11 protein-coding genes are annotated in these 16144 nt (G+C 61.9%); 10 read left to right on the top strand and 1 reads right to left on the bottom strand.

What is annotated here, in order from left to right:
• The coding region (locus tag MMG91_RS11045) for a retention module-containing protein (protein WP_310659597.1) at positions 1-1226 on the bottom strand (1226 nt) is incomplete at its 3' end.
• A 357-nt stretch (positions 1227-1583) separates the two neighbouring features.
• Here MMG91_RS11045 and MMG91_RS11040 point away from each other — a divergent pair.
• The 10 genes from MMG91_RS11040 to MMG91_RS10995 all read left to right on the top strand — a co-directional run bounded on the left by MMG91_RS11040 (position 1584) and on the right by MMG91_RS10995 (position 16138).
• Positions 1584-2936, top strand: a complete 1353-nt coding sequence (locus MMG91_RS11040; protein WP_310659596.1) for a TolC family outer membrane protein — start codon at positions 1584-1586, stop codon at positions 2934-2936.
• Between the two features lie 39 nt (positions 2937-2975).
• The gene (locus MMG91_RS11035) at positions 2976-5132 is read left to right on the top strand and encodes a type I secretion system permease/ATPase (RefSeq protein ID WP_305504051.1); all 2157 of its coding nucleotides are present in this window, start codon (positions 2976-2978) and stop codon (positions 5130-5132) included.
• Positions 5122-6489, top strand: a complete 1368-nt coding sequence (locus tag MMG91_RS11030; protein ID WP_305424277.1) for an HlyD family type I secretion periplasmic adaptor subunit — start codon at positions 5122-5124, stop codon at positions 6487-6489. The genes MMG91_RS11035 and MMG91_RS11030 overlap by 11 nt, the downstream gene beginning before the upstream one ends.
• Positions 6490-6600: 111 nt before the next feature.
• The gene (locus tag MMG91_RS11025; protein ID WP_310659595.1) at positions 6601-7521 is read left to right on the top strand and encodes a LysR family transcriptional regulator; all 921 of its coding nucleotides are present in this window, start codon (positions 6601-6603) and stop codon (positions 7519-7521) included.
• A 131-nt stretch (positions 7522-7652) separates the two neighbouring features.
• Positions 7653-9191 (top strand): MFS transporter, encoded by a 1539-nt coding sequence (locus tag MMG91_RS11020; protein WP_310659594.1) that lies wholly within the window; start codon positions 7653-7655, stop codon positions 9189-9191.
• Positions 9192-9217: 26 nt separating this feature from the next.
• Positions 9218-10282 (top strand): HlyD family secretion protein, encoded by a 1065-nt coding sequence (locus MMG91_RS11015; protein ID WP_310659593.1) that lies wholly within the window; start codon positions 9218-9220, stop codon positions 10280-10282.
• Positions 10279-11847, top strand: coding sequence for an efflux transporter outer membrane subunit (locus tag MMG91_RS11010; protein WP_310659592.1), 1569 nt, complete (start codon positions 10279-10281; stop codon positions 11845-11847). Before MMG91_RS11015 ends, MMG91_RS11010 begins: the two co-directional genes overlap by 4 nt.
• A gap of 95 nt (positions 11848-11942) precedes the next feature.
• Entirely contained in the window at positions 11943-12725 is a 783-nt protein-coding gene (locus MMG91_RS11005) for an efflux RND transporter periplasmic adaptor subunit (RefSeq protein ID WP_310659591.1), read from the top strand.
• Entirely contained in the window at positions 12722-14041 is a 1320-nt protein-coding gene (locus tag MMG91_RS11000) for an HlyD family efflux transporter periplasmic adaptor subunit (RefSeq protein ID WP_310659590.1), read from the top strand. Before MMG91_RS11005 ends, MMG91_RS11000 begins: the two co-directional genes overlap by 4 nt.
• A complete protein-coding gene (locus MMG91_RS10995; RefSeq protein ID WP_310659589.1) occupies positions 14042-16138 on the top strand; it encodes a biotin/lipoyl-binding protein in 2097 nt (698 codons plus the stop codon).
• Positions 16139-16144: the final 6 nt, after the last annotated feature.

Genomic DNA, 16144 nt, shown 5'->3' with positions numbered 1-16144 from the left:
AAGTTGACGGTGACCGGTGTCTGCGCCGGGTTGGTCAGGGTCGCGGTGTAGGTGATCTGGCCGCCTTCAGTGACAGTCGAGCCGGCTGTCAGCGTGACGGTGGTGGTATCGGCGGAATCGGTAATGGTGGTGACGGCCGGGGTCGGGCTCGGCACCAGGTTTTCGAAGTTGCCGCCAGTCGTCCCGGTAATCGTTGTGCTGACGGTACTGCCGTTGTTGTACACGTCGTTGGCCGGCGTCGGAACGTTGACGCTGCCGGTGGTGTTGCCAGCAGCGATGGTGATGGTCGAACCGTTGGACAAGGTGACGGTGACCGGCGTCTGCGCCGGGTTGGTCAATGTCGCGGTGTAGGTGATCTGGCCGCCTTCGGTAACGGTCGAGCCCGCTGTCAGTGTGACGGTGGTGGTGTCAACGGTGTCGGTGACCTGGGTCACGGCCGGAACGGTCGGCGGGGTGACCACGATACCGCTGCCGCCCGTGGTGCCGGTGACGGTCACGTTGATCTGGGTCGGATCGTTATAAACGGTGTCGTTCGGTGCCAGCGGAACGTTGACGGTGCCGGTGGTTTGGCCAGCTGGGATCACGATCACCGAGCCATTGGACAGGGTAATGGTCAGGTCGGTCAGCGGTGCCTGGGTCAGGGTCGCGGTGTAAACCAGCACGCCACCGGCCTCGGTGATGGTCGGCGTGGCGCTCAGGCTCAGGGTCGATTCGCGCAGGGCATTGGTGCTGGTATCGGCAGTCTGGCCGCCGGTGGTGTCTTGTGTTGCCAGCGCGGCCGTGGCGAGGCCTTCAGTCGGGAAGCCGATAGTCGGGTCGACCCGGGCAGCGGTTGCCTCCAGGGCCACGAAGCTGTGGCCGCCACCGGCAGCGCCGCCCGAGCTCGCAGCCGTAGGGCCGGCGGCGGTGGCTTCAAGGGCGGTGGTCGGGTCGACGCCGGCGGCGATGGCTTGTTGCAATTCGTCAACCGATGGCGCGGCTTGTGCAGTGGCTTGCGCAAGGTCGGTGCTGGAATCCGGATCGCTGCCGCTCCACTGAGTGTCGCGGCCCAGGTCCAGCGTGCGGCCATCAGCCAGTTCGAGTGTAATGGCACCAGCGGCACCGGTGTCTACCTGATCGCCGACCAACAACCGGTCGCCTTCAACGAGTACGCGGCGGATGCCTTCTGGCGACACCGCGAAAACCTGACCAACAATGCTTTTGACGATGGCAACAACACTGCTCATTGAAGACTCTCCGGGTGTCACGTTCAGTTGACTTCCATGAACCGCTCGGGCGTGTTCGCCGATCGGGGCTGGACGTTCTTACAAAATTTGATACATAACTTTGACGCTAAAATCGTCAATAATTTGGCTATATTTTTTCGAAATTAACTTTATGCCAAACTATTGACCTTATGGTGGCCATCCTAAACAATCGCCCAAGTAATGTCACATTGATATTTAAGCGGCGACCTGTCCTGCAGCGTGTGATCCAGTTCCGATTTTGAACTTTCCGACATACGGTCATTCCGGTTGCCATCATCCGATGCAGCGCCACGTTCTGCAGTGATTCAAGACAAGAAGTCCCGGGAAATTCCAACTATGCGTTTGCACCTGTTCAAGGTTCTACCCTTCGCCTTCGCCGCCAGCTTTGTTCAGGCGCAAAGCCTCCCACAGGCCATGCAACAGGCACTCGATGTCCATCCGGAAATTCAGGCAGGGGTTAACAGCCGATTGGCCGCGGATTATCAGTTAAAGGCCGCCAAAGGTGGATACCTGCCAAGGGTCGATCTGCTGGGCGGTTATGGTCGCGAAGGCACCGACAGCGTTACCACCCGCGCCGCCGGCAACAACAATCACTGGGAAACGCTGAACCGCAGCGAGTCAAGTTTACGTCTGTCGCAGATGGTATTTGACGGTTTTGCGACGTCCAGCGAAGTGGGGCGTCAACAAGCCACCGTTAACTCCCGTGCTTATTCCTTATTGGGCACGTCGGAACGTACCGGGCTGACCGTCGCTCAGGTCTATCTCGATGTGTTGACCCGCCGCGAATTCGTGCGCCTGGCGGAAGACAACCTGAAGAACCACGAACGGATTCTTGACCAGATCAAGTTGCGCACCCAGCGCGGCGTGGGCAGCGGCGCCGACCTCGATCAGGCTGACGCGCGTATGGCCCAGGCCCGCAACAATCTGATCACTGAACAGACCAACCTGGCTGACGCTGAGACCAACTACCTCAGCGCCGTCGGCCAGATGCCCGATCAACTGGAGCGGCCTGCCGATTTCATGGCGCTGTTGCCGGCCAACCTGAATGAAGCCCGGGCGCAGATGCTGGAAAACAGCCCGATCCTGCGCTCCGCCGAATCCGATATCGCTGCCGCCGAGAAACAGTACGAAGCCGCCAAGTCGAGCTTCTACCCGCGCTTCGATGCCGAACTGGGTCGCAGCGCCGACAATGATCTCGACGGTCAGAATGGTCACAGCAACGAATGGCAGGCCATGTTGCGCATGCGCTTCAATTTGTTCGCCGGTGGCAGCAACAAGGCTGATCTGGAATCCAAGTCCTATCTGTCGAACCAGGCGCTGGATATTCGCAACAACGCCCTGCGCGTGTTGAACGAAGAACTGGGCCTGGCCTGGAACGCCCTGAACAACGCCAACGCCCAAGTGCCGATCGCCCAGCAATATGTCGATCGCAGCGCCAGTGTGCGCAGTGCTTATCAGAAGCAGTTCAGCCTCGGCGAACGCACCTTGCTCGACCTGCTCGACAGTGAAAACGAGCTGTTCAGCGCTTCCCGTCGGCTGGCCGAGATCAAAAACATTCAGTTATTTACTCAGTACCGAATCAAGGCGACCATGGGCGAATTGCTCAAAAGTCAGGGCGTTGTCGCACCATTGGCATCCGTTGTGCAGAACGACGTGAAGCCCAAGGTTCAGTTGCCCGGGATGAATTGAGTCCTGCCCCATTTCAATCGTTAGCCAAGAGTGTCGAGCGTGGAATCAGAAGTCAGTCGAGTTCAACTCATTCATGATCCGCGCGCGCTGCATGACGATCCGTTACTGGACGGCCTGCTAGCCCTTTGCACTTTGCACCAGAAACCGGCCAGCGCCGCGATGCTGACCACCGGCCTGCCATTACCCAAACAACGCCTGAGCGTCGAACTGCTGCCCCGCGCGGCCGCTCGCGCCGGGCTGCAAGGGCGAGTGCTGCAACGCAAGCTGGAGCAGATTCCGGCGATTGCCATGCCGGCGCTGTTGCTGCTCAAGGACGGCCGCAGCGCGGTGCTGCTCGGCTGGCACGGTGAAGACCAGGCCCGTCTGCTGCTTAGCGAAAGCGATGGTGGTGAGGTTTGCGTCAGCCGTGAACTGCTCGCCGACGATTACAGCGGCAAAGTCTTCTTCGCCCAACCCCAACACAAATTCGACGTTAACCACGGCACGCTGATCCCACGTGCGCGTTCGTGGTTTCGCGACACCCTCAAGCGTTCGCGCTGGTTGTACGCCGACGCCATCGCTGCCAGTTTTCTGATCAACATCATTGCCATGGCCGCGCCGCTGTTCGTGATGAATGTCTACGACCGCGTGGTGCCGAACCAGGCTGAGTCAACTCTTTGGGTCCTGGCCATCGGCATCACGGGCGCTTACCTGTTCGACCTGATCCTCAAGAGCCTGCGCAGCCTGTGCCTGGACCTGGCCGGCAAGAAAACCGACTTGATCATCTCCGCGACGCTGTTCGAGCGCATCGTCGGCATGGCCATGAAGTACCGCCCGGCGCGAGTCGGCAGCTTCGCCCAGAACATTCATGAGTTTCAGAGCCTGCGCGACTTCCTTGCGTCGCTGACCCTCACCAGTCTGATCGACCTTCCGTTTACGCTGCTGATCTTCATGGTCATCGCGATCCTCGGTGGGCATCTGGTGTGGATTCCGGTGCTGGCGTTCCCGATTGCGCTGCTGATCGGTTATGCCTTGCAGAAGCCGCTGGTGGCGACCATGGAGCGAACCATGGCCCTGGGCGCCGAACGCCAGTCGAGCCTGATCGAAACCCTCGCCGGCCTTGATGCGGTAAAGGTCAACAACGCCGAAAGCGAACGTCAGTATCAGTGGGAGCAGACCATCGGCACCCTCAGCCGCCTCGAGCTGCGGGTGAAAATGCTGTCCGGCCTGGCGATGAATATCACCTTGCTGATTCAGCAACTGGCCGGGGTGATCATGATCGTCTTCGGCGTGTACCAGATCATCGACGGCCACCTGAGCATGGGCGGCTTGATCGCGTGCTACATGCTCAGCGGTCGTGCCCTCAGCCCATTGGCTTCGTTGTCCGGCCTGCTGACCCGCTACCAGCAGGCCCGCGTGACCATGACCTCGGTCGATCAGATGATGGAGCTGCCCCAGGAGCGCAATTTCGACGAGCGCCCGCTGAGCCGCAAAGTGCTGCAAGGCGCCATTGAATGCCGTCAGCTGAGCTTCACTTACCCGGATCAGCAGAACCCCGCGCTGAAGGGCATCAACCTGATCATCAAACCCGGCGAGAAGATCGGCATCATCGGTCGCAGCGGCTCGGGCAAAAGCTCCCTGGCCAAACTGCTGGTGGGCCTCTATCAACCGGACGACGGCGCGCTGCTGGTCGATGGTGTGGATATCCGCCAGATCGACGTCAGCGAGCTGCGCCACAACATCGGCTACGTGCCCCAGGACATCCAGTTGCTCGCCGGTACGTTGCGCGACAACCTGGTGTCGGGCGCGCGCTATGTCGAAGACGAACTGGTGCTGCAAGCCGCGGAACTGGCCGGCGTCCACGAGTTCGCCCGCCTGCACCCGCAAGGTTATGAGTTGCAAGTCGGTGAGCGTGGGCAGAACCTGTCTGGCGGTCAGCGCCAGAACGTAGCCCTGGCCCGAGCGCTGCTGCTCAACCCGCCGATCCTGTTGCTGGACGAACCGACCAGCGCTATGGACAACACCGGCGAAGAACGCCTCAAGCAACGCCTCGCTGCGGTGGTGGAAAACAAGACCGTGGTGCTGGTGACGCACCGGGCTTCGCTGTTGTCGCTGGTGGATCGTCTGCTGGTGATCGACCGTGGGCAGATACTCGCCGATGGCCCGAAAGCCGCCGTGATGGAAGCGTTGAAGAAGGGGCAGATCAGTGTTGCTTAAGTCCGGGGTCAAAGATTCCATCCGCCGTTACTTCAAAGGCTCCGCATCGCTGCAAGGCCAGCCTCTTCCCGAGGTCAACAAAGCGCTGATCGAAGACGCTCCGCGCGTGGTGCGATTGACGATCTGGGCGATCATCGGCTTCTTCGTGTTCCTGATGCTCTGGGCCAACTTCGCGGTCATCGATGAAGTCACCAAGGGCGACGGCAAGGCGATTCCGTCGTCGAAGATCCAGAAAATCCAGAACCTTGAGGGCGGCATCGTCTCCGAGTTGTTCGTCACCGAAGGGCAAATCGTCGAGGCCGGCGCGCCGCTGATTCGTCTGGACGACACGCGGTTCGCCTCCAACGTCGGTGAAACCGAGGCCGATCGGCTGTCGATGCTGCTACGTGTGGAGCGCTTGAGCGCCGAGGTCGATGACCGTCCGCTGAACTTCCCCGCCGACGTGCTCAAGGCTGTTCCCACCCAGGCCGCCAGCGAAGAGTCGCTGTACATCAGCCGTCGGCAGCAACTGCACGATGAAATCGGTGGCTTGCAGGAGCAATTGATCCAGCGTCAGCAAGAGCTGCGCGAGTTCACCTCCAAACAGTCTCAGTATCGCAGCGCGTTGTCGCTGCAGCGTCAGGAAATCAACATGTCCGAGCCGTTGGTGGCTCAGGGCGCGGTGTCACCGGTGGAGGTTTTGCGACTCAAGCGTGCCGAGGTCGAAACCCGCGGCCAACTGGACGCCACCACCCTGGCGATTCCTCGCGCCGAATCGGCGATCAAGGAAGTGCAGCGCAAGATCGATGAGACGCGCGGCAAGTTCCGCAGCGAAGCCCTGACCCAACTCAACGAAGCACGCACCGATCTGAACAAGGCCCAAGCCACTGGCAAGGCCCTGGAAGACCGGGTCAGCCGGACGTTGGTGACATCGCCGGTGCGCGGCATCGTCAACAAGTTGCTGGTGAACACCATCGGCGGCGTGATCCAGCCGGGCAGCGATCTGGTGGAGATCGTGCCACTGGATGACACCTTGCTAGTGGAAGCCAAGATTCGCCCGCAAGACATCGCGTTCCTGCACCCGGGGCAAGACGCCACGGTGAAGTTCACGGCTTACGACTACACCATTTACGGTGGGCTAAAGGCCAAGCTGGAGCAGATCGGTGCCGACACCATCACCGACGAAGACAAGAAGACCACGTACTACATCATCAAGCTGCGCACCGAGCGCAGTCACCTGGGGACGGATGAAAAACCGTTGCTGATCATTCCGGGGATGGTGGCGTCGGTGGACATCATTACCGGCAAGAAAACTGTGCTCAGTTATTTGCTCAAGCCGATTATCCGGGCTCGGGCCGAGGCGTTGCACGAGAGGTAGTTTTTGGTGCGGTTGAGGGCCTCTTCGCGAGCAAGCCCTATCACCACCTCATCCAAAGATGTTTGCTAGCATTGCGTCTGAATCAATCCAGATCAGGAACGAGTGCTCAGTATGCAACTCCCGGACATGAACCTGTTGGTCGCCCTCGACGCCTTGCTCGACGAGGGCAGTGTGGTGGGCGCTGCGCGGCGGATGAATCTCAGTCCGGCGGCGATGAGCCGGACGCTGGCGCGGATCCGCGAAGCCATCGGCGATCCGATTCTGGTGCGCGCCGGTCGAGGCCTGGTGCCGACGCCCAAGGCACTGGAGTTGCGCGAGCAAGTGCGGGACCTGGTGGAGCAGGCCGCGTTGTTATTCCGCTCCGCCGATGATGTGGATCTGGGCAGTTTGCGCCGGCGGTTCAGTATTCGCGCCAATGATTTCTTTGTGGGCGTCTACGGCGGCAAGCTGTTCGACACGATGGAACGCCAGGCCCCGCATTGCGAGTTGCGCTTTGTCCCCGAGGGCGATGGGGATGACGAAGCGTTGCGTGAAGGACGTATCGATTTAAGCGTCAGCAACAATCGGCCGTTGATGCCGGAAGTGAAGGTGCAGAACCTGTTTTCCACTCACTTTGTCGGGCTGGTGCGTGAAGATCACCCGTTGTTCGATGAAGAGATCACCGCCGAACGGTACGCCGGTTTTTCCCATATCAGCATGTCGCGCCGGGGGATCGCCCGCGGGCCGATCGACACGGCGCTCAACGCCTTGGGGCTGGAGCGGCGGGTGGCGGTGATTGCGCCGAGTTTCCATGCGGCGATGTTCGCTTTGCCGGATTCCGATCTGATTCTGCCGGTGCCCAAGGAGGCATTGCTGAGCGTGCGGCGCCTGGGCTTGAAGCTGCGCTCGTTCACCCTGCCGATTCCGTTACCGACCCTGATGCTGACCCAGGCCTGGCATCCGCGTTTCGACAAGGATCCGGCTCATCGCTGGATGCGTGAAACCCTCAAGACTTGTTGCGATGAGACCTGGCTGGCTGCACAGCCAATCTGAGGCTGACACCGCTCCCACAGGGTTTTGTATTGCTGCATCAAACACACTTATAAGCTGCCAATAAGTCAATTTTCGTAAGCTTCCACGCTCCCTAAAATGCTTCGGTATCCCCATTCCGGAGCGTGCAGTACATGACTTCCCTCACGGTCACGGCGCCTCTCGCTGCGGCCAAGCCAGCGACCGCCATCGCGCCACCGGTCTTCGGCCCGCGAATCATTATCGGCCTGGTGGGCGTGTTGCTGGCGGTGCTGGTGTCGGGCTTGAACGAGATGGTAACCAAGGTCGCTTTGGCCGATATCCGCGGCGCGTTGGCCATCGGTTACGACGAAGGCACCTGGCTGGTCGCCAGTTACACCGCGACCTCGGTGGCCGCCATGGCATTTGCCCCTTGGTGTTCGGTGACGTTCTCGTTGCGGCGCTTCACCCTGTACGCGATCAGTGCATTCACCCTGTTGGGTGTGTTGTGCCCGTTCGCCCCGAATTACGAAAGCCTGCTGGTCATGCGCACCTTGCAAGGCCTGGCCGGCGGCGCGTTGCCGCCGATGCTGATGACCGTCGCCCTGCGATTCCTGCCGGCCAACGTGAAACTCTATGGCCTGGCCGGTTATGCCCTGACGGCAACCTTCGGCCCCGGTCTCGGCACACCACTGGCCGGATTGTGGACCGAGTACGTCGGTTGGCAATGGACCTTCTGGCAAATCGTCGTGCCGTGCCTGATTGCCATGGCGGCGGTGGCTTACGGTTTGCCCCAGGATCCGCTGCGGCTGGAACGCTTCAAACAGTTCAACTGGCGCGGCTTGTTGCTGGGGTTTCCGGCGATCTGCATGTTGGTGATCGGCATTCTGCAAGGCAATCGGCTGGACTGGTTCGAGTCGAGCCTGATTTGCGGACTGCTCGGCGGCGGGTTGCTGTTGCTGGTGCTGTTTTTGATCAATGAATGGTCGCAACCGATTCCGTTCTTCAAGTTGCAGATGCTCGGTATCCGCAACCTGACGTTTGCGCTGTTGACGCTGGCCGGCGTGCTGGTGGTGTTGCTCGCGGTGGTCATTATTCCCTCCAGTTACCTGGCTCAGGTCCAGGGTTATCGCCCGGTGCAGACCGCGCCAATCATGCTGCTGGCGGCACTGCCGCAGTTGATCGCGCTGCCGTTGGTGGCGGCGCTGTGCAACCTGCGTTGGGTCGATTGCCGCTGGGTGCTGGGGATCGGCCTGAGCATGCTGACGCTGTCTTGCCTCGGTGGTTCGCAGCTGACGTCGGTGTGGATTCGCGACGATTTCTATGTCCTGCAATGGCTGCAGATTTTCGGTCAGCCCATGGCCGTGCTGCCGCTGTTGATGCTTTCCACCGGTAGCATCACACCGATGGAAGGGCCGTTCGCCTCGGCTTGGTTCAACACGGTCAAAGGCCTGGCGGCAGTGATCGCCACCGGTGTGATCGATGCGCTGAGCACCGCAAGGCTGCATTTCCACTCGAGCATGCTGGTGGACAACCTTGGTAACTCGCCTCTGGTTGATAGCGCCAGCGCGAACCTCGCTCACCGTCTGCATCAGCAGGCTGTGGTGCTGACTTCTTCCGATCTTTATCTGTGCATGGCCGGCGTCGCAGTGGCGCTGATCCTGCTGATTTTCTGGCTGCCGACGCGGATCTATCCACCGCGCGCGCCGACTTGAATGCTTCTCTGAAACAGAAGGTTTTTATGACGACTCAATCAAAGCAAAAAATCGCTGTCGCCGTTGCCGCAGTGATGGCGGTCGGCGTGTTGATTTACCTGCTGGCGCCGGGCTTGTTCGGCAAGCGTACGCAGCAGAGCACCAACGATGCCTTCGTCTCGGCGGACTTCACCCTGGTAGCGCCGCGCGTGGCGGGGTTCATCAAGGACGTGCTGGTGGAAGACAATCAGCAGGTCAAGGCCGGACAGCTGCTGGCGTTGATCGACGACCGCGACCTGCGCGCTGCCGCTGAGGCTGCCGACGCTGAAACCCTGGTGGCCAGGGCGCAGTTGCAGAACGCTCGGACCACTCTGGAGCGCCAGGCGTCGGTGATCGCTCAGGCTCAGGCCACGGTGGTTTCGGCGAAGGCTGAAATGGCTTTCGCCGAGCATGAACTGAACCGCTACAACCATCTCGCCGGGGTAGGCGCCGGCACGGTGCAGAATGCTCAGCAAGCGCGCACGCGCATCGATCAGGCCTGCGCTCGCTTGGCCAATGCCACGGCGGTGCTGGCGGCGGAACGCAAGCAGGTGGAGATCCTGACCGCCCAGCGTGATGCGGCCGAAGGTGAGCTGAAGCGAGCGCAAGCGGCGCTGGAAATGGCCAGCTATGAGCTGTCCTATACGCGCATCGTTGCGCCCCAGGACGGGATGGTCGGCGAGCGCGCGGTGCGGGTCGGCGCCTATGTCACTCCGGGCAGCAAGATTCTCGCTGTGGTGCCGTTGGAGCGGGCGTATGTGGTCGCCAATTTTCAGGAAACCCAACTGACTGACGTACAGCCGGGGCAGAGCGTGCAAGTGCACGTCGACAGCCTCGGCGGCGAGGCCCTGCGCGGGCGCGTCGAGAGCATCGCGCCGGCCACCGGCGTGACTTTCGCCTCGGTCAAACCGGACAACGCCACCGGCAACTTCACCAAGGTCGTGCAACGAATTCCGGTGAAAATCGTTCTGGAACCGGGGCAGGCATTGGCCGAGCGGTTGCGGGTGGGGATGTCGGTGGAGGCGAGGATTGATACGGCAAGCGCCAGCGAGCATGAGGTTGCGCAACGATGAACTTTGTTAATCGCACATCCCAGTGGCGAGGGAGCTTGCTCCCGCTGGGCTGCGAAGCGGACCTGAAAATTGCGAGTGCTGCGCACTCGAACGCGAGCAAGCTCCCTCGCCACTGGGTCAGCATTCATTCAGTGGTTTTTGTGTTGGGCCTGTTTTCTTTGAGTGCCTGCACCGTCGGCCCGGACTTCCAGAAACCTCAGGCGCAGCAAGTGGCCGAATGGTCGAACCCGTCCAAAGCCGCCGCCAGTGAAGCAGTAACTACCGACATGAACGAACGCTGGTGGGAGGTATTCCACGACCCGAAACTCTCTGCCCTGACTCAACGCGCCCTGACCGACAACCTCGACCTGAAACTCGCCAGCAGTCGCTTGCAGCAAAGCCGCGCCGCGCGACAGGTGATCACCGCCAACCGCTATCCCAACACGGCCGCCACAGGCAGCTACGGGCGCAAACGCAACAGCGGTGAAGGCCTGAACGATCCGTCGGGCAATAACGGCGACTCGGCGTTCAACCTGTGGGACGCAGGCTTTTCCGCCTCCTGGGAGCTGGATTTCTGGGGCCGTGTGCGCCGTGAAACCGAAGCCGCCGATGCCACCCTGGAAGTGGCGGAGAACGATCGTCGCGGCGTGCTGCTGTCGGTGCTCGCCGAAACCGCTCAGGACTATATTCAACTGCGCGGTGTGCAAAGCACCCGAGCCGTCACTGAGCAGAACCTCGACGTCGCCCGGCATAGTTTGAAACTCTCACAACTGCGCCTGGCCGACGGTGTTGCGACGGATCTGGACGTTGCCGAAGCCGCTGCGCAAGTCGCGGCCATCGAATCACGTTTGCCGGCGCTGGAGCAGCGTCAGTCGCAACTGATCAACGCCCTGAGTCTGTTGATGGGCGAACCGCCGCAAGCGCTGTCCGCCGACTTGTCCACAGACGCCCCGGTACCGCAAACCCCGCGTCAGGTCGCCATTGGCTTGCCGTCGCAATTGGCCGAGCGCCGCCCAGACATCCGTCAGGCCGAAGCCCGTCTGCATGCCGCGACCGCCAGCATCGGCGTAGCGAAGGGCGATTTTTATCCGCGGATCACCCTGTCGGGCAACATCGGTTCGCAAGCCCTGCAACTGAGCGATTTCGGCTCGTGGGGCTCGCGCTCGTTCGGCATCGGCCCGCAGTTCAGCCTGCCGCTGTTCGATGGTGGTCGCCTGCGCGGCATGTTGCACCTGCGCGAAGCCCAGCAACAGGAAGCGGCGCTGGCCTACCAGCAAACCGTATTGCGGGCCTGGCATGAAATCGACGATCAACTCACCGCCTACAACGCCAGCCAACTGCGCCGCGACAGCCTCGCCGAAGCCGTACGCCAAAACCAGATCGCCCTGCGCACCGCGCAACAGCAATACGTCGAAGGTGTGGTGGATTTCGTCAACGTCCTCACGGTGCAAGGCGAATTGCTGGCGACCCAACAGCAGTGGGTCGAGAGTTCGACTGGGGTGTCGTTGGCAATGGTTGGTTTGTACAAGGCGTTGGGTGGGGGATGGGAGTCGGTGTATCCGGTGGCAGGGACGGCGCAGCGCTGATCAGCGAGCACGCTCTATCAACCAATGACGGCCATCCGGCTTGACGCTCACCCCCGCTGTCGTAGACTCCGCTCATCCGTCAGGGAGTTACGGTTATGCGGCGTTTTCGTGTTTGGGTTGCGGGATTAACCTTTGTAACGTGCGTAGTACAGGCGCAAACGCCTGCGCCAGACGATCCGTTGCTGGAAAACAGCGCGGTCGGCGGTAATGCGTCGGCCATTAGTGAGGCCCGTGGTGTGCTGCGGGCCCGGGATCAGGCGGTGCTTGCCAGTGAGTTGTCGGGGCGGATTGTCGAGTTGCCGTTCAGTGAGGGCGAGTCGTTCAAGAAGGGCGATACCCTGGCGCGGTTTGACTGTTCGGCTTATCAGGCTCAGCTCAACGCGGCTCAGGCCGCCAGCCGTGGTGCTGGTGAAGAGCTGGCGCACAACAAACAACTGGCGGCGTTGAATTCGGTCGGGCGCTTTGAAGTGGCGCGGGCCGAGGCCAAGGTCAGCGAGATTCAGGCGCAGTCCCAGGTCTACCAGGTTCAGGTCAAACGCTGCAGCGTGGTCGCGCCGTTCGATGGCCAGGTCGTCGAGCGCAAGGTCAAGCGCTACGAAAGCGTTGCCGCTGGTGCGCCGTTGTTGGACGTGGTCGATAACCGCACCCTGGAAATTCACCTGTTGGTGCCATCACGCTGGATGGGCAAACTCAAGCCCGGCCAGACGTTCAGTTTTGTCCCCGATGAAACCGGTCAGCCGCTGGATGCGACGGTCAAACGCCTCGGTGCACGGATCGACGAAGGCAGCCAGACTTTGCTGCTGGTGGCGGCGCTGCCCAACGCTAACGGTCTGTTGGCTGGCATGAGCGGAACGGCGCATTTCGCGGAGCTCAAATGAACGCCCCAGTGACCGGCGGCGCCGAGCAGGTGTTCGCAAGGTTTCTCGACCTCGAACGCCAGACCCGCGCCGCGCGCACACCCTCGCAACTGGCTTACAGCCTGGTCAATGACGGCCAGGCGCTATTCGGTTTCCGTCATGCCGCGTTGTTGATCGCCGGCAAAGTGCAGGCGGTGACGGGCGTCAGTGCTGTGGAACCGAATGCGCCGTTCGTGGCGTTTGTCGAGCAAGCGGTCGCGCAGCTGTTCAAGCTTGAGGTGTTGAAACAGGCGCGGGTGATCGCGCCTGATCTTCTCAGCGAATCGATTCTGGCCGATTGGCAAAGTCTGTCAGCCGCTCAGGTGTTCTGGCTGCCGCTGATCGATCATCAGGGCGAGGTGTTCGGCGGTCTGTGGCTGGCGCGGGATGTACCGTGGAACCCCTCCGAACAAGTGCTGCTGTCGCAACTGGGCGACACCTACAGTCACGCCTGGCTGGCGCTGCAACCGCGCAAACCCTGGCGATTGCGCTGGACGCGCAAGCGTCAGGTGGCGCTGGTTGCCGTGTTGTTGCTCGGGTTGCTGATCCCGGTGCGCCAATCGGTGTTGGCACCGGCCGAAGTCGTCCCATTGGGCGGTCGGGTGGTCGCGGCGCCGCTGGACGGGGTGATCGCCGAGTTTCTGGTCAAACCCAACCAGACGGTGAAAACCGGCGATCTGCTGCTGCGCTTCGAAAGCACCACGCTCAAGGCTCAGGCCGATGTGGCCGGGCGCGCCTTGGGCGTTGCCGAAGCGGAACTCAAGGCCAACTCCCAACGCTCCTTCGCCGATGCCGAATCCAGTTCGAAAATCGATCTGCTGGCGGCCCGCGTCGAGCAGAAACGCGCCGAACGAGATTACGCCCGTGAACTGCTCAAACGCAGCGAAGTACGCGCCGAGCGGGACGGCATCGCGGTGTTCGCCGACGCCGAACGCTGGACCGGCAAACCCGTGCAAACCGGCGAGCGGCTGATGGAAATCGCCGACCCGAACCAGGCCGAGTTGCGCATCGAATTGGCCGTAGGCGATGCGATTGCCCTGGAGCCGGGGGCGCAGGTCGCGCTGTTTCTCGACAGCGATCCGTTACAACGCCACTTGGCCAAACTCGAACGTTCGGCCTACGAAGCGCAGCCCACCGCTGCCGGGCAACTGGCTTATCGACTGGATGCGACGTTCGACGCCGCGCCGCCACGTATCGGCCTGCGCGGTACCGCGAAAGTCTTCGGCGACCGTGCGCCACTGGCGTTGTACCTGTTGCGTCGACCGCTGGCCGGGTTGCGTCAGAGTGTGGGTCTTTAGATGAGCCTGCCAAGCCTGCGGGCGGACCTGCAATTGTCGACGGCGGCCCCGGCCCTTGACGGGTCGCCGCGCTGGACTCTGGCCGACCCGGTGCGTGGGCGTTATTTCAAACTCGGTGCGGCGGCGATGCGCCTGCTGCGTCATTGGTCTTTGGGCGATCCGGAGCAAGTGCTGCGTGCCGCCAACCGCGAGCCGGGGTTGCCGCTGGAGGGTGCGGCGCTTGAGCAATTACTGGAGTTTTTGCGCGGCCACGACCTGATCAGCGCCCTCGACCCGTCGCAGCGCGCCAGTTACAGCCTGAAGGCCGCGGCTCAGCGCCAGAGCCTGTGGCAAATCCTGCTGCATCAATACCTGTTCTTCCGGATTCCGCTGTGGCGCCCGGACGCCTTTCTCAATCGCGCCTGGCCGTGGCTGGAGCGTTTCGGCCCGCGCGCATTGCGCTACGGATTGCCTGCGACGCTGGGGTCCGGGGTGTTTCTGGTGTCGCGGGACTGGCAGCGATTCATCGCCACTTTTCCGCACCTGTTCAGCCTCGGTGGTGCGCTGGCGTTCGCTGTGGCGCTGTTTTTTGCCAAGCTGTGCCACGAGTTCGGCCACGCCTTCATGGCCAAGCGCGCCGGTTGTCGGGTGCAGAGCATGGGCGTGGCGTTCATGGTGCTGCTGCCGATGTTTTACACGGACGTCAGCGATGCCTGGCGCGTCAATGATCGCCGGGCGCGGTTGCTGATCGGTGCCGGTGGGGTGCTGGCGGAACTGGTGTTGGCGTGTATCGCACTGCTCGCCTGGTCGTTGCTGCCTGACGGCCCCGGACGCACGGCGGCGTTCATGCTCGCCAGTGCGACCTGGATCACCACGCTGGTGATCAACCTCAACCCGTTCATGCGGTTCGATGGCTACTTCTTGCTCAGTGATTTCTGGGAAGTGGACAACCTTCAAGGGCGGGCCTTTGCCCTGTGCCGCTGGCGGCTGCGCGAGTTTTTGTTCGGCTACGCAGCCCCGGCGCCGGAGCCGTGGTCGCCGAAGATGCAGCGGCGTTTGTTGATCTGGGGGTATGGCGCGTGGCTGTGGCGTGCGGCGCTGTTTTTCGGGATTGCGCTGGCGGTCTATCACCTGTTCTTCAAGGTATTGGGGATTTTCCTGATGCTGGTGGAACTGGTGTGGTTCATCTTCCTGCCGATCCTGAGCGAGTGGCGGCAATGGTGGAGCCATCGGGAACAGGCGCATGCGCCTCGGGTACTGCTCAGCGGTCTGGCATTGCTTGGGTTGGTGTTGCTGCTGGCGTTGCCATGGCGCAGCGCGGTGGAGTTGCCGACGATGCTTGAGGCCGGACGCGCCAGCGCCCTGCACGCGCCGGTGGCGGCGCGGGTCAAAATGGTGAATGTGCACGACGGCCAGATCGTCGCTCAAGGTGAAGTGCTGATCGAGCTGGAATCACCGGATCTGGACTCACGCCAGGCTATCGTGCGTCGCGAAATCCAGATCCAGCAGTTGCAGATGCGTCGTCAGGCCGGCCGCAGCGAAACCGCCGCCGATGCCGGTATCGTCGAACAGCGCCTGGCTGAAGCCGTGGCCGAATATCGTGGCCTGGCCGCCCAGCGTGAACGTCTGCTGCTGCGTGCGCCCCACGGTGGCAAGGTGCGCGATCTGCTGCCGCAGTTAACGGTGGGCCGTTGGCTTTCGACCAAAGATCCTTTGGCACGAGTGGTCGAAGACGGCGCGCGGTTGCGTGGTTATCTGGCTGAAGCTGAACTCTGGCGTGTCGCCCCGGGTGCCAACGGGCGGTTCATCGCCGATGACCCGATGCACCCGGCGATCAAGGTGCAATTGAGCGAAATCGATACCAACGGCGTGGCGTATGTCGATCAGGAAGCACTGACCTCCGATCACCATGGGCCGATTGCCGTGCGCCGGGACCAGCATCAGCGCGCCGAGCCGGTGCAGGCACAGTACGGCGCGCGGTTGAGCATCCTCGAAAATACCCCGACACCGGTGCAACCCTTGCGCGGCATTGTGGTGTTGCAAGGCAGCGGCGAATCGTTGCTGGGCGTTGCCTGGCGGCGCTTGGCGGCTTTGGGGGTCAGGGAAAGCGGTTTCTAAGGGAGA

It is taken from the genome of Pseudomonas sp. JL3 (assembly GCF_031570575.1).
Taxonomy (GTDB): domain Bacteria; phylum Pseudomonadota; class Gammaproteobacteria; order Pseudomonadales; family Pseudomonadaceae; genus Aquipseudomonas; species Aquipseudomonas cucumis.
This window is presented reverse-complemented; position numbering and strand designations above follow the sequence as displayed.